The organism is Pseudanabaena sp. PCC 6802 (assembly GCF_000332175.1).
Classification (GTDB): domain Bacteria; phylum Cyanobacteriota; class Cyanobacteriia; order Pseudanabaenales; family Pseudanabaenaceae; genus PCC-6802.
The window spans coordinates 715,066-737,680 of the sequence record NZ_KB235910.1; the positions used below are offsets into that span (position 1 = coordinate 715,066).

At 47.2% G+C, this 22,615-nt stretch carries 19 protein-coding genes; 12 read left to right on the forward strand and 7 right to left on the reverse strand.

The window, feature by feature from the left end:
• The first annotated feature begins 196 nt into the window (after positions 1 to 196).
• The 3 genes from PSE6802_RS0103605 (at position 197) to PSE6802_RS0103615 (ending at position 1,550) form a co-directional block, all read left to right on the forward strand.
• Positions 197 to 985: an ATP-binding cassette domain-containing protein gene (locus PSE6802_RS0103605; protein ID WP_019498698.1), complete on the forward strand. Its 789-nt coding sequence runs from the start codon at positions 197 to 199 to the stop codon at positions 983 to 985.
• Positions 986 to 1,089: 104 nt separating this feature from the next.
• Positions 1,090 to 1,260 (forward strand): hypothetical protein, encoded by a 171-nt coding sequence (locus PSE6802_RS33100; protein WP_156815394.1) that lies wholly within the window; start codon positions 1,090 to 1,092, stop codon positions 1,258 to 1,260.
• 74 nt (positions 1,261 to 1,334) lie between these two features.
• Positions 1,335 to 1,550 (forward strand): Nif11-like leader peptide family natural product precursor, encoded by a 216-nt coding sequence (locus PSE6802_RS0103615; protein ID WP_019498700.1) that lies wholly within the window; start codon positions 1,335 to 1,337, stop codon positions 1,548 to 1,550.
• 324 nt (positions 1,551 to 1,874) lie between these two features.
• Here PSE6802_RS0103615 and PSE6802_RS27595 read toward each other — a convergent pair whose 3' ends face one another.
• Complete coding sequence (locus tag PSE6802_RS27595) at positions 1,875 to 2,477, reverse strand: pentapeptide repeat-containing protein (protein WP_019498701.1); 603 nt, start codon at positions 2,475 to 2,477, stop codon at positions 1,875 to 1,877.
• A 154-nt stretch (positions 2,478 to 2,631) separates the two neighbouring features.
• Positions 2,632 to 5,238: a bifunctional aconitate hydratase 2/2-methylisocitrate dehydratase gene (gene acnB / locus PSE6802_RS0103625; RefSeq protein WP_019498702.1), complete on the reverse strand. Its 2,607-nt coding sequence runs from the start codon at positions 5,236 to 5,238 to the stop codon at positions 2,632 to 2,634.
• 354 nt (positions 5,239 to 5,592) lie between these two features.
• Here acnB and PSE6802_RS0103630 point away from each other — a divergent pair, with 354 nt between their 5' ends.
• Both PSE6802_RS0103630 and PSE6802_RS0103635 read left to right on the forward strand, forming a co-directional pair.
• Complete coding sequence (locus tag PSE6802_RS0103630; protein WP_026103033.1) at positions 5,593 to 5,931, forward strand: P-II family nitrogen regulator; 339 nt, start codon at positions 5,593 to 5,595, stop codon at positions 5,929 to 5,931.
• A 326-nt stretch (positions 5,932 to 6,257) separates the two neighbouring features.
• Positions 6,258 to 7,640 carry a PrsW family glutamic-type intramembrane protease gene (locus PSE6802_RS0103635; RefSeq protein WP_019498704.1) on the forward strand — a complete coding sequence of 461 codons (1,383 nt, stop codon included), beginning with the start codon at positions 6,258 to 6,260 and terminating at the stop codon, positions 7,638 to 7,640.
• 45 nt (positions 7,641 to 7,685) lie between these two features.
• Here PSE6802_RS0103635 and PSE6802_RS0103640 read toward each other — a convergent pair whose 3' ends face one another.
• The 3 genes from PSE6802_RS0103640 to PSE6802_RS0103650 form a co-directional block, all read right to left on the reverse strand.
• Positions 7,686 to 8,180 carry a Dps family protein gene (locus tag PSE6802_RS0103640; RefSeq protein WP_019498705.1) on the reverse strand — a complete coding sequence of 165 codons (495 nt, stop codon included), beginning with the start codon at positions 8,178 to 8,180 and terminating at the stop codon, positions 7,686 to 7,688.
• Positions 8,181 to 8,420: 240 nt separating this feature from the next.
• Positions 8,421 to 8,684, reverse strand: a complete 264-nt coding sequence (locus PSE6802_RS0103645) for a ParB N-terminal domain-containing protein (protein WP_019498706.1) — start codon at positions 8,682 to 8,684, stop codon at positions 8,421 to 8,423.
• Positions 8,685 to 8,881: 197 nt separating this feature from the next.
• The gene (locus PSE6802_RS0103650) at positions 8,882 to 9,634 is read right to left on the reverse strand and encodes an SDR family NAD(P)-dependent oxidoreductase (RefSeq protein WP_019498707.1); all 753 of its coding nucleotides are present in this window, start codon (positions 9,632 to 9,634) and stop codon (positions 8,882 to 8,884) included.
• 284 nt (positions 9,635 to 9,918) lie between these two features.
• Here PSE6802_RS0103650 and ftsY point away from each other — a divergent pair, with 284 nt between their 5' ends.
• The 4 genes from ftsY to PSE6802_RS0103670 are packed head-to-tail and all read left to right on the forward strand — an operon-like array spanning position 9,919 to position 13,571.
• A complete protein-coding gene (gene ftsY / locus PSE6802_RS0103655; RefSeq protein WP_019498708.1) occupies positions 9,919 to 11,568 on the forward strand; it encodes a signal recognition particle-docking protein FtsY in 1,650 nt (549 codons plus the stop codon).
• Positions 11,569 to 11,600: 32 nt separating this feature from the next.
• A complete protein-coding gene (locus PSE6802_RS0103660) occupies positions 11,601 to 12,971 on the forward strand; it encodes a PP2C family protein-serine/threonine phosphatase (RefSeq protein WP_019498709.1) in 1,371 nt (456 codons plus the stop codon).
• A gap of 47 nt (positions 12,972 to 13,018) precedes the next feature.
• A complete protein-coding gene (locus tag PSE6802_RS0103665) occupies positions 13,019 to 13,273 on the forward strand; it encodes a hypothetical protein (RefSeq protein ID WP_019498710.1) in 255 nt (84 codons plus the stop codon).
• Between the two features lie 10 nt (positions 13,274 to 13,283).
• On the forward strand, positions 13,284 to 13,571 hold the full coding sequence (locus PSE6802_RS0103670; RefSeq protein ID WP_019498711.1) for a BolA family protein: 288 nt from the start codon (positions 13,284 to 13,286) through the stop codon (positions 13,569 to 13,571).
• Here PSE6802_RS0103670 and PSE6802_RS27600 read toward each other — a convergent pair.
• Together PSE6802_RS27600 and PSE6802_RS0103680 are read right to left on the reverse strand one after the other, a co-directional pair.
• Positions 13,568 to 14,017: a VOC family protein gene (locus PSE6802_RS27600; protein WP_051050558.1), complete on the reverse strand. Its 450-nt coding sequence runs from the start codon at positions 14,015 to 14,017 to the stop codon at positions 13,568 to 13,570. The two genes, PSE6802_RS0103670 and PSE6802_RS27600, sit on opposite strands and share 4 nt — an antisense overlap.
• Before the next feature lie 41 nt (positions 14,018 to 14,058).
• Complete coding sequence (locus tag PSE6802_RS0103680) at positions 14,059 to 14,697, reverse strand: Uma2 family endonuclease (RefSeq protein ID WP_019498713.1); 639 nt, start codon at positions 14,695 to 14,697, stop codon at positions 14,059 to 14,061.
• 92 nt (positions 14,698 to 14,789) lie between these two features.
• Between PSE6802_RS0103680 and polA the strand changes: the two genes are divergently transcribed.
• From polA to PSE6802_RS0103695, 3 genes are all read left to right on the forward strand, one after another.
• Positions 14,790 to 17,600, forward strand: coding sequence for a DNA polymerase I (gene polA / locus PSE6802_RS0103685; RefSeq protein ID WP_019498714.1), 2,811 nt, complete (start codon positions 14,790 to 14,792; stop codon positions 17,598 to 17,600).
• Positions 17,601 to 17,700: 100 nt separating this feature from the next.
• A complete protein-coding gene (gene nadC, locus PSE6802_RS0103690; protein ID WP_019498715.1) occupies positions 17,701 to 18,555 on the forward strand; it encodes a carboxylating nicotinate-nucleotide diphosphorylase in 855 nt (284 codons plus the stop codon).
• Between the two features lie 375 nt (positions 18,556 to 18,930).
• Entirely contained in the window at positions 18,931 to 22,575 is a 3,645-nt protein-coding gene (locus PSE6802_RS0103695; protein WP_026103034.1) for a WD40 domain-containing protein, read from the forward strand.
• Positions 22,576 to 22,615 lie beyond the last annotated feature (40 nt).

The following is a 22,615-nucleotide window of genomic DNA, read 5'->3' on the forward strand; positions in this document are numbered from 1 at the left end:
CTACTCACTTACTAATATAGGGCAGGAATTATCCGGCAAACCTTGATTAATTCTGTTGATTTCGGCGCGATCGCATTAAGTCATGCACCAACTGCAGGATGTGCTGGACAGCAGACATATTGCATCATTAACTTCAAGATTGGTACGTTCAGTAGCTAAATCCCTCATGTACTGCATTCAGCCTAGAGGATAAACTATGGAAGTTATGTCAGAAGCACAGCTTAGCGATCGCTTAGCTCCCACGACCGAGCCGTCGGTACAGGTTCGCAATCTAAACTTTTTCTTCGGTACTGGCGAGTTACGCAAGCAGGCTTTATTTGACATTAATTTGGAGCTTTATCCCGGACAAATTGCGATCCTGACTGGGCCATCTGGTTCGGGTAAAACAACCTTGCTAACCTTAATTGGGGCATTGCGCAGCGCCAGAGAAGGTAGCCTTAATGTCCTCGGACAGGAAATTACTGGTCTCGGTAAAAGTAAATTGATCGAGGTGCGTAAGAACATCGGGTTTATTTTCCAAGCCCATAACCTGTTTGGTTCTCTCAGCGCCAGACAGAACGTCCAGATGTCAGTCGATCTGTTGCGTTATTCCAGCCAAAGCTCTAGGGAGTTAGCAGCCGATATTTTAGGTAAGGTGGGTTTGGCGGAACGGGTGGACTACAAGCCCAAAGCGCTTTCAGGCGGACAGAAACAAAGGGTAGCGATCGCTCGCGCTCTTGTGAATAAGCCAAGACTAATCCTTGCAGACGAACCAACAGCCGCGCTGGATAAAAAATCAGGCCGAGATGTGGTCAACCTCATGCAAACGCTTGCTAAAGAGGAAAACATCACGGTTTTGATGGTGACGCACGATAATCGCATCCTTGATGTTGCCGATCGCGTCATCAACATGGTAGACGGTCGCCTGGAATCCGATACCAATCTGCAAGATTTTGTCTCATCCCGCAGCGGCATTACCCCGGATGGGCGCATGTTCATGCTGTAAATCCTGTGAGGGAAGGCACAGAGGCGCTGCCCTCAGGTATTTTGTTTGCGAGAAATCTCCTTGAGAATGCTCAATATTAAACCGGATCGGACAAGCCTAGCTTTTTGCAGAAATCCTTGCTGTATGCGGCAAATTCCCAACTCCGTGTAAAGTTTGCAGCACAAGCGATCGCTCTCCCTTCATACCGCTTGCTAATTGGATTGCGTGCAATTGGGCGCTCGCAAGCCTTGAAAGAATCGCAAGCCTTGAAAGAATCGCAAGCCTTGAAAGAATAGTATAATTTGATTGAAACATACAATGTTTTTCCTGTTCAATATACGAGCAGCTAGCGAGAATAGGAATTTCAAATATGGCTTTAGATCAACTAGAGGGTTTTTTAAAGAAAATGCAGTCTGAGCCTGCACTTAAAAATGAGGTACTCGCAGCATCAACTGCAGATGATGTTGCGCGAATAGCACTAAAGCTTGGCTTTGAATTTTCAGGTGATGAATTATTGAGAATGTCAGGTAAAAAATTTGGCAGTGTTACTGTTATAAAAACAGAAACTCCTGGAGAGTACAATTAAATGCTTTGTAAACGTTTGATTGTACAAGTATAGGAAGAATAAACGCCATATTTGCCTCAAATCAAGATTATCTTGACCCGAGTTGTACGCCCTCTTTAGGACTTACAAATATAGCTATAGCCAACAGGCTTAGGATGGGGTGCAGGGGTAGAACCCCTGCGTGGGGGCGCAGCCCCCACATCCCCCTGTCCTAACAGATCTGTCTATGGCTATATATGAGGCAAATATAGCAATCCTAAGTCAAACGTGAGATCGAATTCAGGCAGCAAAAGGCTTATACCTTCATAGTTCTCACGAATCATTTCGGATTGCTATATATGAGGACTAAACCGGATCGGGTAAGCCTAGCTTTTTACGGAAATCCTTGCTGTATGCGGCAAACTCCCAGTTTCGCGCTGCCTTTACTTGCTCGGGCGTGAGGTTTAGGGCGTCGCTCAGATTGGCATCCATAAGGTCGGCATTGGTGAAGATGGCATTCTTCACATTGGCTTTATTAAAACTGGCATCCGTCAGGACAGTATTACTAAAATTGGCATTGGTAAAGTCAGCCATGCCTAAATTAGCCCGAAATAGGTTAGAACCACTTAAATTCGCCCCAGCTAAGTCCGCTTCCCACATATCGGCGTTGCTCAAATTAGCATCTGTAATCGATATGCCTCTGAGATCGGCATTGCTCATATTGGCATCGATCAAGTAGGAGCCATTCATATTGGCTTTGGTCATATTCGCGACTCTAAAATTGCAGCCCCGCAGGTTAGCAAAACTGAGGTTAACGGAACTGAGGTTAGTACCTCTGAGATCGGCGCTTCTGAGCCTGACCCCTTGGAAATTTTCCTCTGAGAAATTTCTTTCCCCCGATGCATAACGGGCGAGTAGTTTCTTGGCTGCATTTGCTAATTCGTCTGTTTTGATCGAAGTACTAAACATGAAATTTATCCTGAATATTTAATCAAGAACTGAGCTGTTAGCCGTCAGCTTTTTGACAGCGTACGATGGGAGATAAGGACTTCTTATTCCGCTAACAGCTAAATCCTGGCATCTCGCAGCCTCTATCATAATAAGCTGTTAAGCCGATTTTGCACTACCGACTAGCAGGCGCGGGCATTCCCAAAATATCCTCAATGCGGGGCATTTGTTCTAAAGGAATGACGCGACCTTCATCGGCAAACCCCTCGATCTGGTCAAAATTGAGATACTTATACAGATCACTAGCCAAGGGATCGATTTTATTTGCCACGATCGCTTTGTATTCCTCCACAGTGGGAATGCGACCGAGAAGGGCACAAACAGCCGACAACTCCGCCGAGCCTAGATAAACGCGGGCATCCTTGCCCATGCGGTTATTAAAGTTGCGCGTAGAGGTGGAGAATACGGTCGTGCCGTCGCCAACGCGAGCCTGGTTGCCCATGCACAGGCTACAACCGGGTACCTCAGTTCTGGCTCCGGCCAAGCCGAAAGTACTGTATATACCTTCTTCCTTAAGTTGATGCTCGTCCATGCGCGTGGGCGGGCAGATCCAGAGCCGCACTTTAACGGGCGGTTCTTTTTCTAATACCCTGGCCGCAGCGCGGTAATGACCGATATTGGTCATGCAGGAACCAATAAATACCTCGTCAATGCGATCGCCTGCCACTTCAGAAAGCAACTTGACGTTATCGGGATCGTTAGGCGCGGCAACAATCGGCTCCTTAATTTCATTCAGGTCGATCTCGATAATTTCCGCATATTCGGCATCATCATCGGCGGACATGAGCACGGGATCGGCCAACCATGCTTCCATTTTGGCAACGCGACGCATAATCGTTTGGGCATCTTTATAGCCGCGTGCCACCATATTTTTGAGCAAGGCTACATTGGAGCGCAAATATTCGGACACAGTTTCAACGCTGAGTTTAATCGTGCAGCCAGCGCAGGAACGCTCGGCTGAGGCATCAGTTAGCTCAAATGCCTGCTCTACCTTCAAGTCGGGCAGACCCTCAATTTCTATGATGCGACCCGAAAAAATATTCTTCTTATTTTGCTTTGCCACCGTCAGCAATCCCTTTTGGATGGCGATGTAGGGAATGGCATTAACGACATCGCGCAGAGTAACTCCAGGCTGCAACTCGCCCTTAAAACGTACCAAAACTGATTCGGGCATGTTCAATGGCATCACGCCCAGGGCAGCAGCAAAAGCTACCAAACCAGAGCCAGCGGGGAAGGAAATCCCCAAGGGGAAGCGGGTATGCGAGTCGCCACCCGTACCCACAGTATCGGGCAGTAGCATCCGGTTGAGCCAGGAGTGAATGATGCCATCGCCGACATGTAGCGCTACACCACCCCGCGTCGAGAAAAAGTCAGGTAACTCGTGGTGCGTTTTAATATCAGTGGGTTTGGGATAGGCAGCCGTATGGCAAAAGCTCTGCATCACTAGATCCGCACTAAAGCCCAAGCAGGCAAGTTCCTGCAACTCATCGCGAGTCATGGGGCCTGTCGTATCCTGCGAGCCTACTGTAGTCATCATCGGTTCGCAGGCTGTACCCGGTCGCACGCCTGGCAGCCCACAGGCTTTGCCTACCATTTTCTGCGCCAGAGTAAAGCCTTTACCCGTGTCAGCCGGATCTTGGGGACGGGTAAATAGTTCGCTCACTGGCAGTTCCAGAGCATGGCGCACTTTATCCGTAAGGCCGCGCCCAATAATTAGGGGGATGCGACCGCCAGCGCGGACTTCATCGGCGATCGTGCTGGGTGCGAGTTCAAATGTGGCGAGAGTTTCACCTGTGTCACGATCGGTAATTTTACCCGCACGGGTATGAATGGTAATTACCATACCTGTTTCCAGTTTGGTGACATCGCATTGAATAGGTAATGCACCAGCATCTTCAGCCGTATTAAAGAAGATAGGCGCGATCGCTCCACCGAGAATCACTCCACCGGAGCGCTTATTCGGAATGTAGGGAATATCTTGACCGATGTGCCAGAGGACGGAGTTGATAGCCGACTTGCGCGACGAGCCCGTGCCGACTACATCACCGACATAGGCGACGGGGTAGCCATTTTGCTTGAGTCGAGCGATCGTCGCAAGGGAGTCGGGTAGTCTGGACTCCAACATGCTGAGCGCGTGGAGTGGAATATCAGGGCGAGAGAATGCCTGCGATGCTGGAGATAGATCGTCTGTATTGGTTTCCCCTGGCACTTTAAACACGTTAACGGTAATGGTTTCAGCTAGGGGTGGACGACTCGTAAACCAGGTTGCCGCTGCCCAGTCGTCAATTACCTGCTTGGCATGGGGATTCGTATCCGCTAATTCCAGAACCTGATGCCAGGTATCGAACACCAGGAGGGTTTTGCTCAGAGCTTTGGCCGCCTCGCCACCTAGAGCCGCATGGGACAGCAGATCCACCAGGGCTTGCACGTTGTAGCCGCCAACCATCGTGCCTAGTAATTCCACTGCTAAAGCTGGGGAAACTAGAGGGGATTGAATTTTGTTGTGGGCGATCGCGCTTAAGAAGCCAGCTTTGACATAGGCAGCGCTATCCACCCCAGGCGGAATGCGATCGCGCAGTAATTCCAGCAAGAATTCCGCTTCTCCATCGGCTGGCTGCTGCAGTAGCTCGCACAGGTCAGCAGTTTGCCGAGCGTTAAGGGGTAACGGCGGGATACCAAGTTGCGCGCGTTCGGCAACGCGATCGCGATAGGCTGACAGCATATTTGACATGATTCTTAAACTAGTGGACGAATGGTATTGAAGCTACGGGTTGAGTCTAAATAGCTCGTTGCTAATTTGGGAATTATTAACCAAAAACTGGCAAATTAACATTTAGCTCTATTATCGGATACTATTATCTACAAAGTTTTAGCTCATGCGGAACAAAAACTATTTCCTGCAAATAGTAATTTGAGTCACAAATTATTAGCCTTATAGCAATATCAAAGCTGGCTTGAGATGGGTATGAGGGGCTGCACCCCCAAACAGGGGTTCCCATCCCTGCACCCTACCCCAACCAACCATATTATTAGCTATACAAATACATACAGTTCAAACTGCAATGGAGGAGTTAACTTGAAAAAGGTTGAAGCAATTATTCGTCCTTTTAAACTTGATGAAGTCAAAATCGCTCTAGTAAATGCTGGAGTAGTAGGTATGACAGTATCGGAAGTACGAGGCTTTGGTCGCCAAAAAGGACAAACAGAGCGTTATCGTGGTTCGGAATACACGGTTGAGTTTTTACAAAAACTGAAAGTAGAAATTGTGGTAGAGGACGATCAGGTGGAAATGGTTGTGGAGAAGGTTATCTCCGCTGCTCGTACAGGTGAAATTGGTGATGGCAAGATCTTCGTCAGCCCAGTTGAGCAAATTTACCGCATCCGTACAGGTGAAAAAGACTTAGAAGCAGTCTAGGAGATTTCTGGCAAAGAAAATACCCGTAGGGGCAGCGCCCCCGTGCCTGCCCTCAATCAATCGGGGCGATCCCCTTTGGGATGCGTGCCGCCGCAGGGGGGGTGCCCCTGCAATTATCGGTATATTTTTGCATGGTAATCTTCTAGTAGTCTGAGCCGAACATTAAAATCGATCTAAATATAAGAGGCTCTTCTTGCTGCTATGCAGAAGAGTTTTTTATTTTATACTTTTTATGCTTAACGTTTAGGGCATTGTTGTTAGTATCAACACTCAAAACTGATGGACTGACGCTTCGATCTGGGTAATGGGTAAATGCTGTAAAACACATGACTAATGGTCGCTCGCCTCAAGGCTTTCTTATTCGTATTTCCTCTACAACTGATAGCGATCGCGAGGTAATCTCTCTGTTCGACGATATCGCGATCGTAATTGGGCGCGATCCCAGGTGCGATGTCGCGATCGATCCAGAACTTTATGGTTCGGTATCTAGACGGCATGCTGAGATCAGGGCCAACTTCAATTTTGGGGTACGCCGTTGGGAAATCTGCGACCTTGATAGTGCCAATGGTACGTTTATCAACGGTCAGCGCCTGTCCGGGTGTCAGGTTTTGCAAATTGGCGATCGCATCACGCTCAGTCAAAAAGGCCCGATCTTTGAATTTCAAACAGACGATCGCAGTTATGCAACTCGACTCGAAGCTAATTCCGGTAGTCATCAGCCCACGTCTTTAACTCTGACGCAACTGGTGCCGATCATCTCAACTGGTGGCGATCTGTTCCACAAAGCCTACCTCGTTCCAGCGATCTTCACCGTCTTGTCTGTCGTCCTGCTGTTTGCCTCCTTAGGCAATACATGGCAGTTTAACCTGGTGCTGTCTGTTTATATTAGTGCGGCGGCCTACTACTTTGTCTACCAACTTTGCCAGAAACCAAAACCCTGGTGGGTATTGCTAGGCGTTACGCTCACAACAATCCTGATTATACGCAGCCCCATCCTCAGATTGTTTATCTGGTTCTTTCGAGAAATCCTGCCTGGCAGTCCACCTACAGGGGATACAAACTTCCTGATCGTACTGGTCAACATGTTCTTCGGTACCGGCTTGATGGAAGAACTGTTGAAGGCTCTGCCAGTACTGGCGGTATGGGGCATTGGCGATCGACTGAAACAGCCCTGGCGCGATCGCATCGGTGTATTTGAGCCTCTAGATGGCATTCTGCTGGGCACTGCTTCCGCCGTAGGGTTTACCCTGCTAGAAACCTTGGGGCAATACGTACCATTGGTGACGCAAGCAGCCGGAAACGAGGCTGGCTTGCAAATTTTGATCCCGCGAGTATTGGGTTCTGTGTCTGGGCATATGGCCTATAGCGGCTATCTGGGTTACTTCATTGGGTTGAGCGTTCTCAAGCCTACGAAGCGGTGGCAAATTCTCGGAGTCGGTTATATAAGTGCTTCTTTGCTCCATGCCCTTTGGAACGCCTTTAGCACTTTAGGGGGAGTCAACCAGCAAAACTTCTGGCTGTTATCGTTTGTCGGTATCTTGTCCTATGCTTTTCTGGCCGCCGCGATTCTTAAAGCGCGCACGTTCTCGCCCAAGCGCAAAACTTCAAGCGGCGGCGGTACGAATCCCGCAGGGAATCGCCGCCGCCGTCCAGCCAGAAACCTGAACCAAACTATCGCTAGTCCAGATCTGGATTCCGACAAGGAATAGCGATCGCTTAGGAGCGATCGGAACGTCCCTACATCCTAATCTCCACTATTCCAGCAGGCTGCGCAGCATCCAGGCCGTTTTTTCATGCACCTGCATCCGCTGAGTCAGCAGATCTGCCGTAGGTTCGTCGTTTGCCTTGTCTACTACAGGGAAAATGGAGCGGGCTGTCCGCACCACCGCTTCCTGCCCTTCCACCAGTAAAGCGATCATCTCTTCCGCTTTAGGTACGCCCTCCGTTTCTTTAATGGAGGTGAGCTTGGCATAGTCCGAGTATGTACCTGGCGCTGGGAATCCCAAAGAGCGAATCCGCTCGGCAATTAAGTCAACTGCAAGTGCTAGTTCCGTATATTGCCCCTCAAACATGAGGTGTAGTGTATTGAACATCGGCCCAGTGACGTTCCAGTGGAAGTTGTGGGTCTTGAGGTATAGGGTATAGGTGTCAGCTAAGAGCCGAGACAACCCATCGGCAATTTCCTTTCTATCTTTTGCATCAATCCCCAAGTCAATTACCATGCTTCCCTTCACATTATCTTTACCCATATGGTTTTCTCCTAACTCAAATAATTTTGATTTATACCAAATCCTGTTTAGTTACCCCTCTTTACTTGAAGTCCGCCTTTGCGGACTTTGCTTGCCTAGCTGCGACTTCAGTCGCCAGGCAATATGTAGGAATAATTAACATCGACAAGAGCCTGTAGCCCCACGCAGCACCAGTAAACCTAGCGACCGATCGAGCCTTTCCAGTCTATGCACAAATGACTGTTTTGGTAGCATCGACCGCTACGCCAGATGCATTCTCAACACCGATCGCGGTGCTCGGCGTACATTACACAGAATCGTTTCGTGGCCTAACCGCGTACAGGCTTCATAGCGATGGCATCCCGAAAATCCATAATATTCACCGTCTACTTCCAGTACGTCTATAGGCTCTTGCAAGCCAATTTCCGCGATCGACCGCATCAGTTTTTCCACTTTAGAGGTATCGTTCTGTCGATATAAAGGTCGGCGAATTTGCTGTATCGGAATTGCTTGAACTCTGATCATCACTTTCACATTTATTTACTGCATAAATCATACTCATAACGAGTACGAGTTGTCAACTATGCAGATATAGCTATGGCCAATAGGCTTAGGACGGGGTACAGGGGTAGAACCCCCTGCGTGGGGGCTGCGCCCCCACACCCCCTGTCCTCACAGATCTGTCTACGGCTATATTTTGCATAAACGCACTGCCTTGAATATCAAGTGAGGTTCAGCCCCCCATCTACAATCAAAATCTCGCCCGTAAGATAGTGACTGGCAATAAGCATAGAAGCTACTTGCGCGATCTCCTCCGGTTGCGCTCCCCGTCCCATCGGCGATCGCTCCTCCCAAAGCTTTCGTGCTGCTGTCCAGTTCTCGCTCATCGGAGTCTCGACTAAACCCGGTGCGATCGCATTTACGCGAATCATTGGTGCAAGGCTCAAAGCAAGCAGACTTGTCATATGGTTAAGAGCAGCTTTGCTAGCGGCATATGGGATTGAGGCCCCCTTAGGGCGAATACCTGCATGGGAACTGATATTAAGAATGCAACTGGGGTATTCGCGACTTGATGCCTGGCGTAAAGCCGTTTCAGCCTCTGCAATGAGCGTCCAGGGCGCGATAACGTTGACCTCGTAGAGATCTCGCCAGATCTCTGCTGAAGCTTCCTTAAGAGAAGCATGTGGAATCGTGGCGCTAATGCCCGCATTATTTACCAATACATCCAGCCGATCGTGCTGCGACAACACCTTGGCAATCAAACCGCGAGCTTGACTTTGGTCTGCCAGATCTGCTTGTGAATAAGACGAACCAGGGTAAGCTTTTGCTAATGCTTGCCCAGTTATTACTGAAGACTTGGAATGAAAAGCAATGACAAATCCGTCCTCAGCAAGTCGGTTGGCAATTGCCAACCCTATGCCAGATGTTGAACCAGTGACGAGGGCAACCCTCTTGTTGCTTTTAAATTCGGTCATTACGTTTGCTCGTAGCTTTTGCTGACCCATAATTATGTGGTTTTATGCCTGAAATAATTCGTGGTATAGCTATAGTCAACAGGCTTAGGACGGGGTGCAGGGGTGAAACCCCTGCGTGGGGGCGCAGCCCCCACACCCCCTGTCCTAACAGATCTGTCTATGGCTATAGGTCTTAAAGATAAAGAGTCGAAGAGATTAAACTATCTATTATTTAGTCCGGGTTTGGCATAAACTGGATTGATTATGCTTTAGATACGGCAGTAGGTAAGGTAAGCAATATAAGCATGACATTTAACTGGTTTAGACGGGAATATGACGAAGAAGAGGGGAACGCGAAAGAAACTACCCCTCAAGGCTCTGCTGAGAAAGTAGCAGATGATAATCCTACGCCCGTTGCATCGACTGCTGCTTCTACCCAATCCCAAGAACTGCTTAACTGGGCAAAGGCTGCCTATAGCAATATTCAAAAGCAACAGGTTCACCAAGCTCCTCTTCCTACTGCCGCCCAGGCGGAGTCAACACCTTTAGCTGCACCAGATACATCAACCGTAGAAATACCTGGTTCGGATGCTGTAGGTGCCGAATCTGAGCCGACAGTTGCAGCAATTCCCGAGCCAGTTTCCCAGATCGCCGCAACCACAACAGAACCTCAGGCTGTCGATACAGATCGAACTACCCCACCAGAATCATCTACACCAGAAGAAATTCCAGCCGTAGAACCTCCACCAGAACCCACAGAGGCATTGCCGTTTTGGGCGCAGTCAGAAGCCGATCGCCAGGCCCGCATCGCAGCACTGGCAGCTAACGCGATCGCCGAACCGACACCTGCCACACCATCTAAACCCGTAGAGTCGATCGCCCCACCGACACCTTCACCCATAAAAACCTTACCAACAGAAGTAGAGCCAGCGATCGCTTTTGATGAAGGATTCCTCTGGTCGGCAGAAATTCTCGCCGCCCAAGGGCGCAAACCTGAAGATATTTCCATCGAAGAAATTACCTGGCTCAAGCAACTCCGACAGGGGCTGAATAAAACCAGATTAAATCTGGTGAACCAACTCAAGTCTCTAGTCGGTCAAGGCCCTCTAAATGCAGAGGCTGTAGATGAAATCGAAGCTTTACTCTTGCAAGCGGATGTGGGAGTCGCAGCAACGGATCGCATAGTCGAGGCTTTGCAAACCAAACTGAAAGCGGAAGTTTTGCCACCCGAGGCCGGAATTGCATTTCTCAAACAAATCCTGTGTCAAATCCTGGATGCTCCTCTTGCTAGTCGAGGCAAGCAGAAATTTAGTCCTGTATTTGCACCTAAGAAAAATCAGCTCAATATCTGGTTAATGACAGGAGTAAATGGGGCGGGGAAAACCACCACAATCGGTAAAATTGCCCATATTGCCCGAAAATCTGGCTATAGTACCCTGATCGCCGCCGCAGATACATTTAGGGCAGCAGCAGTACAACAGGTTCAGGTTTGGGGCGATCGCGCTCAAGTAGAAGTAATTGCCAATGTCGGCCAAAACACAGATCCCGCAGCAGTAGTTTTTGATGCTATTATGGCTGCGCAAGCACGAGGTACGGAACTGCTTTTAGTCGATACTGCTGGAAGGCTCCAAAATAAAAAGAACCTCATGGAAGAACTCAGCAAAATTCGGCGTATTGTTGACAAAAAAGCATCAGATGCTAATGTAGAATCCCTACTAGTTTTAGATGCCACGCTAGGACAAAATGGATTGCGCCAAGCAGAGGTTTTTGCTGGCTCCGCCGGGATCAGTGGTGTGGTTCTCACTAAACTAGACGGTACTGCCAAGGGAGGTGTGGCGCTGGCAGTTGTCCAACAGCTTAATTTACCCATTCGATTTATTGGTGCTGGCGAAGGCATTGAGGATCTCAGACCATTTTCTAGTTACGAATTTGTCGAAGCGTTATTAAGTAGTTGAAGTTAACCCAACCTAACTATTTGGTTTCTTCTATGTCCGTATCACCTATCCGTCGACAACCGCCACAAGTTAAAGGGTCAGTTCCTGGCTCTACAATTTTGGTGGTTGACGATCTCAAGGAACTCGTGACGCGGCTTAATCAGGAACAAGCCAAAATTCAAGAGTTACTCAGTTTCTTGGGCTTTGCTTTAAGAAGCTTTACAAATCTCAATCAATTTTTAGAACTAATTCCCTTGATTGCCAGCCGCGTTACGGATGCTGATGGTGGAGCGTTAATTCGGTTTAAGTCCAGCGGGCAGATGCTCTTAGAGTCCTTACATTGCCCCGACAGTGGCTTTAATGGCATGAAGTGCCGCCAACTGCGATCGGTAATTGAGCGGGCAATTCAAGAGGTGATTTCTGGTTCCAATGCCGCACTGGACGATATGGTACGCAGCTACCTCGGGCCAGGTGTGAAACTGTTTGGTACATCAGTTTTAGTCAAAAATGTCGTACAGGGTCGGCTGTATGTATTTAGTCGCAACCCAGAATATGCCTGGAGCGAGCAGCGCCAAAAATTAATGCGCCTGGTAGCAGACCAAACTGCTGTTGGCATTGAGAATAATAACTTGACGGCAGAACTCCTTAAAAAGGAAAGGCAAGACAGAGAACTGGAGATTGGGGCTGAAATTCAGCATCAGTTACTACCGCGCAGTTGCCCTGTAATTGAGGGAGTAGAATTAGCTGCCAAGTGCCTCACGGCTAATCGGGTGGGGGGAGATTACTACGACTTTATTCCCATTAATAAGGGAGAAAAATGGGGAGTGGTAATTGGTGATGTGATGGGTAAGGGAGTACCAGCGGGGCTAATCATGACTATGACCCGTGGTATGCTGCGAGCGGAAGTACTGAACGGGCATACCCCAGGTAAAATCCTGGAGCATCTCAACCAGGTGATGTATGAGGATCTGGAGAGATCGCATCGCTTTGTCACCATGTTTTATTCCGAATTTAACCCCAGGACAAAGATCTTGTCGTTTAGCAATGCGGCACACACTCCTGCCTTGTGGTGGCGATCGCAAACGAATACGATCCATGCCCTCGATACTATGGGGGCAATTATCGGTCTGGAAGTGGGTGCCAAATATGAAGAATCGGAAGTAAAGCTACAGGCTGGGGACGTAGTTCTTTACTATACGGATGGTTTTACCGAAGCTGCCAATCCTAATGGCGATCGCTTTGATGAGGAAAACTTGTACCAGGTACTAAAATGGGCCTGTAAACATTGCGTGCCAAAATCGCCCGACATTAGTCGTCCTCAAGCTATACTCAATTATATTTTTGAGCAAGTACAAGACTTCGTTGGTAAGGATAATCATCATAGCGATGACATCACCTTAATTGTTTTAGAAGTGAAACCATAGGGTATCCTCAAGCTAACTTAGAAATATAACCAAGCCAAATTTAAGCCATGATCGACGTAGCTCACAACCTGATTGCCAACCTTGATATCACCAGTCTCCATCTAGGACATATGCATGTTGGGTATCTCGATTTGGATTGGGATTTTTTACTGGCTCAGGCAAAACAAAACACCCAATTCAATCAAGATGTACTTGCTGACATGACTAAGGGATGGAATAATTTTGTTAAGTCAGGACAAGTATGGGCGCTAATTATTGGGCTAGTACTGGGATATCTATTTAGAAGTGTAACTGCTGCTTGAGAGTTGTCGTATGGATACACAGGCTAAGATCGTAAAAATTTTGCAAGATCGGCTTGATGCCGAGCATGTCGAGCTTGAAGATGAAAGCCACGCGCACAGACACCATCGAGGTAGAATGCACGCCCCTGCAGGTAGCGGTCATTTTAATCTGATTGTAGTCTCGCCGCAGTTTGCGGGTAAAACCCTTATGCAGCAGCATCGTCTGGTATATGACGCGCTCGCAGCAGAAATGCAAACCACGATTCATGCCCTCTCAATTAGAGCCTATACACCTTCGCAGTGGGCAGAGATAAATTAGAGTAGAGAGGTCAGCGGTCGCACTACTGAGGGAGAGTCTTTCTCAACTGTTAGTCCAATTTCCTGTCCGTAGGAAAGCTCAAGCGTATGACCGTCTGGATCTTGCAAGAAAGCCCAATAGCCAACGGGGTATCCAGCATCTTGAGGCTCTTCCAGCAGGATTCCTGCTTGCTTAGCGCGATCGCATAAAGCATCCATATACTCGCGGCTCTCGCAACCAACTCCAAGATGGGCGAGGGGTGATAGGATGGGATGTACGGATTCTTTCTGGATCAGGACGATTGCGAAAGGGCGGGTGCGATCGCAAAGCCAAACCACCTTAACCCCCGTGTTGGCATCAACGCGGCGGTGAATGACATGCATACTGGCGTAAGTGGCATAAAAGTCGATACTGCGTTCTATATCTGACACGGGGAGTGCGATATGAGTGAGTCCAATATCAATCACAGCTTTATCCTCAAAAATAGAATGCTTAGAGGTTCGCCAGGTTATTGCAACTGCGACAATAGCCAAGCACTTACCTGTCCGTGATTGGTTTGGCGCGTACGTCGCAAAGCCTCATTCAAAAAAGTTATACTTAATCCTGGTAAGACAACAGACTCAGTGATGCGGCGGCTGCCACCATTGGCGATCGCAAAGGCAATTACTTGAGCATTTTGGACATCGACAATCCAATACTCATCTACACCTAGATCCTCGTATAGTAAACGTTTTTCACCTTTATCATCAGCCAAAGAAGTATTGGCGATTTCAATTACCAAATTGGGAGCAGGATGCAAGTCTAAATCGATAACGCCAGTCCCCCAAGGGATAGCATCAGCATTGGAGCCAATATAGTAGGACACATCCGGTTGACATTCCTTGCTACCCGTTTTGCGGTAAGAACAATTGTCCTTGCCATTGAGATCGATGCCTTTAATGCCAGCAAAGAGGTGAATGGCATAAATAATAATCGTATGGTCGCTGGCGTGCTCGTTTCCTATTGGTACCATTTCAATTCTTAACTTTCCTTGGTAATAGTAACCTTTAGCTTTTTCGCGATCGGGATCCGAAATAACTTGCATGTATTCATCCCAGGTGGCTGGCACCCATGCATCCGTTGGTAATTGTATCTGTAATTTACCCATAGCTGGCTGCGTAGTTAAGACGTTTGAGGATGTCTTGTCCCGAACTATAATATCTACCTTAGCGTAAGTAGCGATTATCGGGACAGAGCAAAATGACCAAACCTACATTCTTACTTGTTGATGGCCATTCATTGGCATTTCGTTCCTACTACGCTTTTGCCTACCGTGCTGAGGGCGGCTTGCGCACGTCAACAGGCATACCAACCAGTATCTGCTTTGGTTTCCTCAAGTCATTACTCGAAATTTTAGATCGAGAACAGCCCGCTGCCGTGGCGATCGCATTCGATCTCGCCACGCCCACATTTCGCCACGAAGCCGACAGTACTTACAAAGCCGGACGACCCGAGACCCCAGAAGATTTCATTCCCGATCTAGAGAATTTGCAAAAAATTCTGGCGGCGATGAACTTACCAGCCTTTACACTACCTGGCTTTGAGGCCGATGACATCATTGGTACGCTATCTCAACGCGCTAGTCAAGAAGAATACGCAGTGAAGATTTTGAGCGGCGATCGCGATATGTTCCAGCTAGTCGATACCGACAAACAAATTTCCGTACTTTATCTAAACCGCGCCGATAAAATCAATGAATTTCATGCCGCTGAAGTACAGGAAAAAATGGGGATTCGGCCATCCCAAGTGATTGACTTTAAAGCACTATGTGGGGATAGTTCTGATAATATTCCAGGTGTGAGGGGTATTGGCGAAAAGACGGCGATCAAGCTACTAAATGAATACGACAATTTAGAGAATATCCTGGCAGCTATCCCAAGCATGAAGGGAGCGATTAAGAAAAAACTAGAAGAAGGGATAGATGCTGCCAGACATTCGCAATTCATGGCGAGCATAAATCTAGAAACTCCTATAGATGCTAGTTTGGAAGAATGCAAACTCACGGGATTCGATCGCGATCGCTTAATGCCATTATTACAGGATTTAGAATTCAAAGCCTTCATGAATCGGATTGATGATATTCAGGCAAAATTGGGCGGTGTAGTTATACCTAAGCCCGTGCCGGAATCAGAGAATGCTTCCGAAGAAGAAGGTGACTTATGGTTTGATTTTGCTGCGGCAGAAACACAAGCTGAATCGGCAATTTCCCTCAAAACTCTACAACTTGATGTCACAATTATAGATTCATCAGAGAAGTTAGCCTGGCTGCAACAGAAACTCCAATCTCTCGATCGTCCCACCACATGGGATACAGAAACTACGTCGCTCAGCCCTCACGATGCGGAATTAGTGGGAATTGGTTGTTGTTGGGGAGAAAAGATCGATAACGTTGCCTATATCCCGATCGCTCATGCTGCTGGCCAATGTCTCGAATTGCAGGAAGCGATCGCTACCCTGAAGCCCATCTTAGAAGACGCTCGGTATCAGAAGGTTTTACAAAATGCCAAGTTCGATCGCCTCATCTTTAGATCTGTCGGGATAGAGTTAAAAGGGGTCATCTTCGATACCATGATTGCCAGTTATGTCATCGACCCCGAAGCCAGTCATGGTCTGAGCGAGATGTCCCGCAAGCTGCTCGGACTTGAAACCACCAGCTATAAGGACTTAGTCGGCAAGCGCAAGTCAATTGCCGAAGTCTCAATTCCTGATGTTGCCAACTATTGCGGTGCCGATGTTTATACCACCTATTGCCTTTATCCTATTCTCAAGGCTCAATTAGAAGAAAATCCAGAACTGTTGAATCTATTTCAACAAATCGAATTACCTCTAGAACCTGTATTAGCTGCGATGGAGTGGTACGGCATTCGCATTGACAAAGAGTATCTGGCTAAATTTTCAGAGGAGCTAGAAACGGACTTAGAAGCGATCGCGACCAGTGCCTATACTAGCGCTGGCAAGGAATTTAATCTTAACTCCCCCAAACAGCTGAGTGAGATTTTGCTGGAACTTCTAGGCGATCGCTTTACCAAGAAATCCCGTAAAAGCAAGACGGGCTACTCCACCGATGTGGTGGTGTTAAATAAGCTGCAAGGCGAACATCCGCTGATCGATGCGATTCTGGAGCATCGCACGCTGGCAAAGCTCAAGTCCACCTACGTCGATGCTTTGCCAGCGCTGATTAATCCCAAAACTCAAAGAATACATACCGACTACAATCAGACTGTTGCGGCCACTGGCAGGCTTAGCAGTTCCAATCCCAATTTACAGAACATTCCGATTAGAACCTCATTCAGCCGTCGCATTCGAGCTGGATTCTTGCCCGAGGCAGGCTGGACGCTTGTCTCAGCGGACTACTCGCAAATTGAACTACGCATTCTCGCCCATCTCAGTCAGGAACCGGAACTAGTCAAGGCTTACAACCAGGGGGATGACGTGCATACGCGCACAGCCCAGATTTTGCTAGAGAAGACAGAGATTTCCAGCGAAGAACGCCGCCTTGCTAAAATTATCAACTATGGTGTGATTTATGGCATGGGAGCGCAAAAGTTCAGTCGCGAAACGGGTGTATCCGTCAGCGAAGCGAAGAAATTCATCGATGCTTTTAACAACCGCTATGCACGCATTTTTAGCTACATGCAAAGCGTAGAAGCGGAAGTTGAGGAAAAGGGATTTGTGACTACGCTAACGGGAAGGCGGCGCTATTTTCGCGAAATTAAACATTTAAGCGGTCAGCATCGGGCGGCAGCATTGCGATCGGCTGTTAATGCCCCCATTCAGGGCACTAGCGCTGACATTATCAAAGTTGCGATGATTAAGCTCCATGAATTGCTCCAAAACTATCAAACCAGATTGCTATTGCAGGTACACGACGAATTAGTATTTGAAGTGCCGCCTCACGAACTCGCAGCACTCCAACCTTTAATCAAATCAGTTATGGAATTAGCAATGCCTCTATCAGTTCCTTTAGTGGTTGACGTTCATAAAGGCCAAAACTGGATGGAAGCCAAGTAATCCGCGTAAGGTCAGTAAATAATCGAGCTTTCAAAGTGGTAGGTTATTTATAGTGGCAAATTTGTTTTGCTAGTCGTTAGTAGTTACTGTGAGCTAGATCGTGTTACCTCCTGCTATTGCAATCGATCCTATTTTAGAAAGTTGGCTGCGCGAAGATATTGGGCGCGGCGATCGCACCACAAATGCTATTTTCCCGGAACAGTCACCTCTAGGTACAGCCGTATGGATTGCTAAAGTTCCTGGTGTAGTAGCGGGTTTACCGATCGCGGCCAGGGTATTTCAGCTTTTAGATCCTGCCACCACATTCCAATGTTTGCTACCTGAGGGTACTTTTTGCGAGGCGAACTCTCAGATCGCGATCGCGCATGGCAGCATGTCTACTTTATTAATGGCAGAGCGAGTAGCGCTGAATTTGGTGATGCGGTTGTCTGGAATTAGTACGCTGACAAGGGAGTACGTTAAAGCTCTCAGCGATTCCTCCACCAAGCTAGTGGATACGCGCAAAACTACACCAGGACTGAGAATATTTGAGAAGTATGCAACTCTAATGGGTGGAGCGATTAATCATCGTTATGGCTTAGATGATGCAGTGATGGTGAAAGATAATCACATTGCAGCGGCTGGCAGCATCACTGCCGCCGTAGAGAGCATCCGATCGCGCGTTCCATTTACAACTCAAATTGAAGTAGAAACTGAAACTCTACTTCAAGTTAAAGAAGCAGCGGCATTGCATGTAGATGTCATCATGCTCGATAACATGTCTGTAGAAAACATGCGAGAAGCGATCGCCTTTATCCGCAGTCATTCTCCCCATACCAAAATCGAAGCTTCTGGTAATGTCACGCTCGACACGATTAAGGACATTGCCTTTCTAGGAGTAGACTATATTTCTACCAGTGCAATGGTGACGCGATCGTCCTGGTTAGATATCAGTATGAATATTTTGAGTAATTAACCAAAGACCTTACTTTTTCTTACTTTTTCTTACTTTCAAGCCTGAAGAGTTTCTATAAACTTCGTACATCGACTAAGTCCACTGATGCTACGCGGAGAAACCAGTTTGCAAGAAGTAATTAAGAGCATCTCAACTGTGCAATTACCACTTTGCTTACCCTCTATCAGGATGTTTTGCGTTAGCTTGCACGACGAGGCCAGCCGAAACCTGCCTTTGCGGCGAAGACGATGGGCGAGGAGGTCTTCAGCCCGCAACTCGAAGCGGAACCAAACACTACAGTCTTGTAAAGACAAATTGATCGTTAAAATAGTGAGGTACTCTTTAGGTATGAAGTTTAATTTATTATTAAACACCTACCTATACCCTAAAAATAGGATGACAAATGACGAAGCTACTGCGTTTCTAGATTTAGTGGTCAGTGTAAATAAGCTTAATAACCTTCAAGAACTGGTATTTCGAAAATCTTGGGAGGGGCTGAGCTATGTTGAAATTGCCGACCAACATGGCTACGATCCTGAATATATTAAGCAAGTTGGTTCAAATGTTTGGAAACTGCTCACGCAAGAGCTAGGGTTTAAGATTAGTAAAAGCAACTTTCGTGCCGTTATACGAAGATATATTTCTAAAGAATCGGGTGGACGATACGAGCAAAAAGAAGCGTGGAAAGTTTTTATTGGAGAGGATGTAAGCGAAGAGAGCTTGTCTGAAAAATCTGCTAAGGATCCACCACTTCAGCAGGATTGGGGGGCAGCAATTGACTTGCATACTTTCTACGGCAGAGAACGAGAACTCAATCTTTTATCGCAATGGATTTTGGGGGATACATCTAATCCCATTCAGAATGGCTGTCGCCTTGTTATGCTGCTGGGAATGGGTGGCATAGGCAAAACATCTCTATCTATTAAACTGGCTAAACAAATTTGCGAGCAATTTGACTTTGTAATTTGGCGCAGTCTTCAAAACGCTCCACCTTTTTTAGAACTTTTAACGGATTCGATCCAGTTTCTATTTCCTAGAAAAGGGATGCCAGTACCTGAAGCAACTGCTATTAAAGGATCGCTACTGGTTGATTTTTTCCAAAGCTCGCGATGTCTGATGATACTAGATAACATGGAGTCGATTTTGCGATCGGGGGATAATTCGGGTGAATTTCGAGTGGGATATGAAGATTACGCACTTTTTTTCAAGCAAGTAGGTGAGGAAAATCACCAAAGCTGCATTTTATTAACAAGTCGCGAGCGACCAAGATTACTCGAACCCCTAGCAGGAGATCTTTTGCCCGTGAGGTTTATGCCTTTACAAGGTCTGGTAAGACCGGAAGTAATCCAGATTTTTAAACTGCGGGGAGATTTTTCTGCTACTACCGAAGAATGGGATAAACTGACCGCTCACTACGCGGGTAATCCTCTAGCTTTGCAAATGGTAGCCCCGGTAATTCAAGATCTGTTCGATGGCAATATTGCTCAATTCCTAGAACTGCTGTACCAGGGAACGCTAATTTTCAACGATATTCGCAATTTGATCGATCGCCAGTGGCAGCGTTTATCTGTCAAGGAACAGGAGATTATGCATTGGTTAGCGATAGAACGAGAACCTATCTCTCTTCACGATCTTGCCGAGAGAATCCTGCCTTCATCAACCAATATAGATCTGCTAGAAGCATTGATGTCGCTCAGCCGTCGTTCTTTAATCGAAAAAATAACACTTCACGAACCAAATAAAAAAATTACGCGCTTTACGCTTCAGCCTGTCATTATGGAGTATGTCATCCAAAAATTTGTCGATGCGATCCACAAGGAGATCGTACAGTGTGAAATATCTCTTTTCAACAATTTTGCTTTAATTGAAGCACAAGCTAAGGATTACGTGAGGGATGTTCAAACTCGCCTTATTCTTAAGCCCATTGCCGAGCAATTTCTGGCAAGCTTTAACAGTAGCGTGACAAGAGTTCAGGAGCAACTACAGCAAATTTTATCTTTTTTGCGCGATCGCTACCAACTTCAACAGGGATATGGGGGAGGAAACTTATTAAATTTAATTAGTTACCTAAGAGTTAACCTGACTGACCTTAACTTTTCCGGTCTCGCAATCCGAGAGGCATACCTGCAAGGAGTCCCTTTACATAACGTTAACTTCTCTCAGTGTACCTTTCAAAACTCGGTTTTCTCTCAACCTTTTGCTGCCGTTTTATCTGTTGTGTTTCAACCTGATGGAGAAGTTCTCGCAACTAGCAATGCCAACGGGGAGGTGCATTTATGGCGAGTTAGCGACGGACAAATACTTTTGACCTGTCGAGGACATACAAATTGGGTGCGACGAGTTGCTTTTAGCCCTGATGGGAAAAAGCTGGCTAGTGGGAGCGAAGATCGAACGATTAGGATTTGGGATTTGAGTAGTGGTGAGTGCTTGAATACCATTAAAGGGGAAGGATTTAGCCTGCGCGCCATTGCTTTTAGCCCTGACGGTCAAAGTCTTGTTAGTGGCAGCGATGATGCAATTATTCGAGTTTGGGATCCATTGAGCGGCAGTTGCTTGAGACAAATACACGGTCACACAGGCTGGGTCATAGCATTAGCATTTAGTGCAGATGGTAGCCTGCTGGTTAGCAGTAGCGCCGATGAGACATTGAGAATTTGGCAATTTGCCACAGGAACTTGCTTAAAAGAAATTAGAGGGCATAAGGGGTGGGTCGTGCCAGTTAACTTTAGTAGTGACGGCAAGAGATTAGTCAGTGGGGGATTTGATTGTACGGTCAGAATTTGGGATATTGAAGACGGTAGCTGTTTGCGCGTTCTTCAGGGACATACGGCATGGGTATGGGCAGCATCCTTTAGTCCTGATGACCGACTTGTTGCCAGTGCCGGTGTAGATGGAACGATAAGGATGTGGGACAGCGAGACTGGAGAGTGTCTGCATACCCTGAAAGCACATACTAATCAGGTTTGGTCGCTAGCCTTTCACCCTGATGGCAAACTATTGGCTAGTGGCAGTGACGATCAGACCATCCGCTTTTGGGACGTACAAAATGGAAGGTGTCTTAGAATCATTCGAGGCTACACCAATTGGATTAAATCAGTAGCATTTAGTCTGGATGGTAAATTTTTAGTCAGCGGTAGCAAGGATGGTTTGGCCAGAGTTTGGGATATCCAAAACAGACAATGTTCGCACATTTTAAAAGAGCATAAGGAAGGCGCAACTACAGTTGCTATTCATCCAGGCAGTCAACTAATTGCCAGTGGGAACGAAGATTGTAAGATAAAAATCTGGAATCTTTTAAATCGATCTTGTGACTTTACGTTACAGGGACATACGCAGCCTGTCTGGTCAGTAGCCTTTAGTCCTGATGGGCAATGGCTGGCAAGCAGCAGTTTCGATCGCACTGTCCGAATTTGGAATGTTAGCGATTGGTCGTGCTTGCACGTTCTTGAAGGGCATACAGATCGAGTCGGGACGATCGCTTTTAATGCCGAAAGTTCCATCGTTGCTAGCGCCAGCGAAGACATGACCGTGAAACTCTGGGATGTGGCCAGCGGTAAATGCACTCATACTCTAAGGGGGCATACTAATCGAGTGCTTGCTGTCGCGATCGCCCCAAATGGAATCCTGGCTAGCGGTGGGATGGATAACACGATTCGACTATGGGATGTTCGGACTGGCGAATATTTACAAACGCTAGAAGGGCATAGTGGCTGGATTCTTTCTCTAGCATGGAACCCAAGTGGCTCTAATCTAGCGAGCTGCGGCTGCGATCGCACCGTAAAAGTTTGGAATATCGCCAATATGGAATGCAGTCATACGTATGAAGGACATACGAACTGGGTATGGTCGGTGGCATTTAGTCCTGATGGTTGCACGCTGGCGAGTAGTGGTGAAGATGAAACCATTAAGCTGTGGGATCCCTCGCAGGAACGTTCGAGTACTTTGCACATGCAAAGGCTCTACGAGGGTATGAATATTACAAATACAAAAGGTCTCACTGAGGCGCAAAAGGTCTCGCTGAGAGAATTGGGAGCGAAGTAGATAGTTATATTTTGTCTTAGTTTTCGATATACACCTAAGA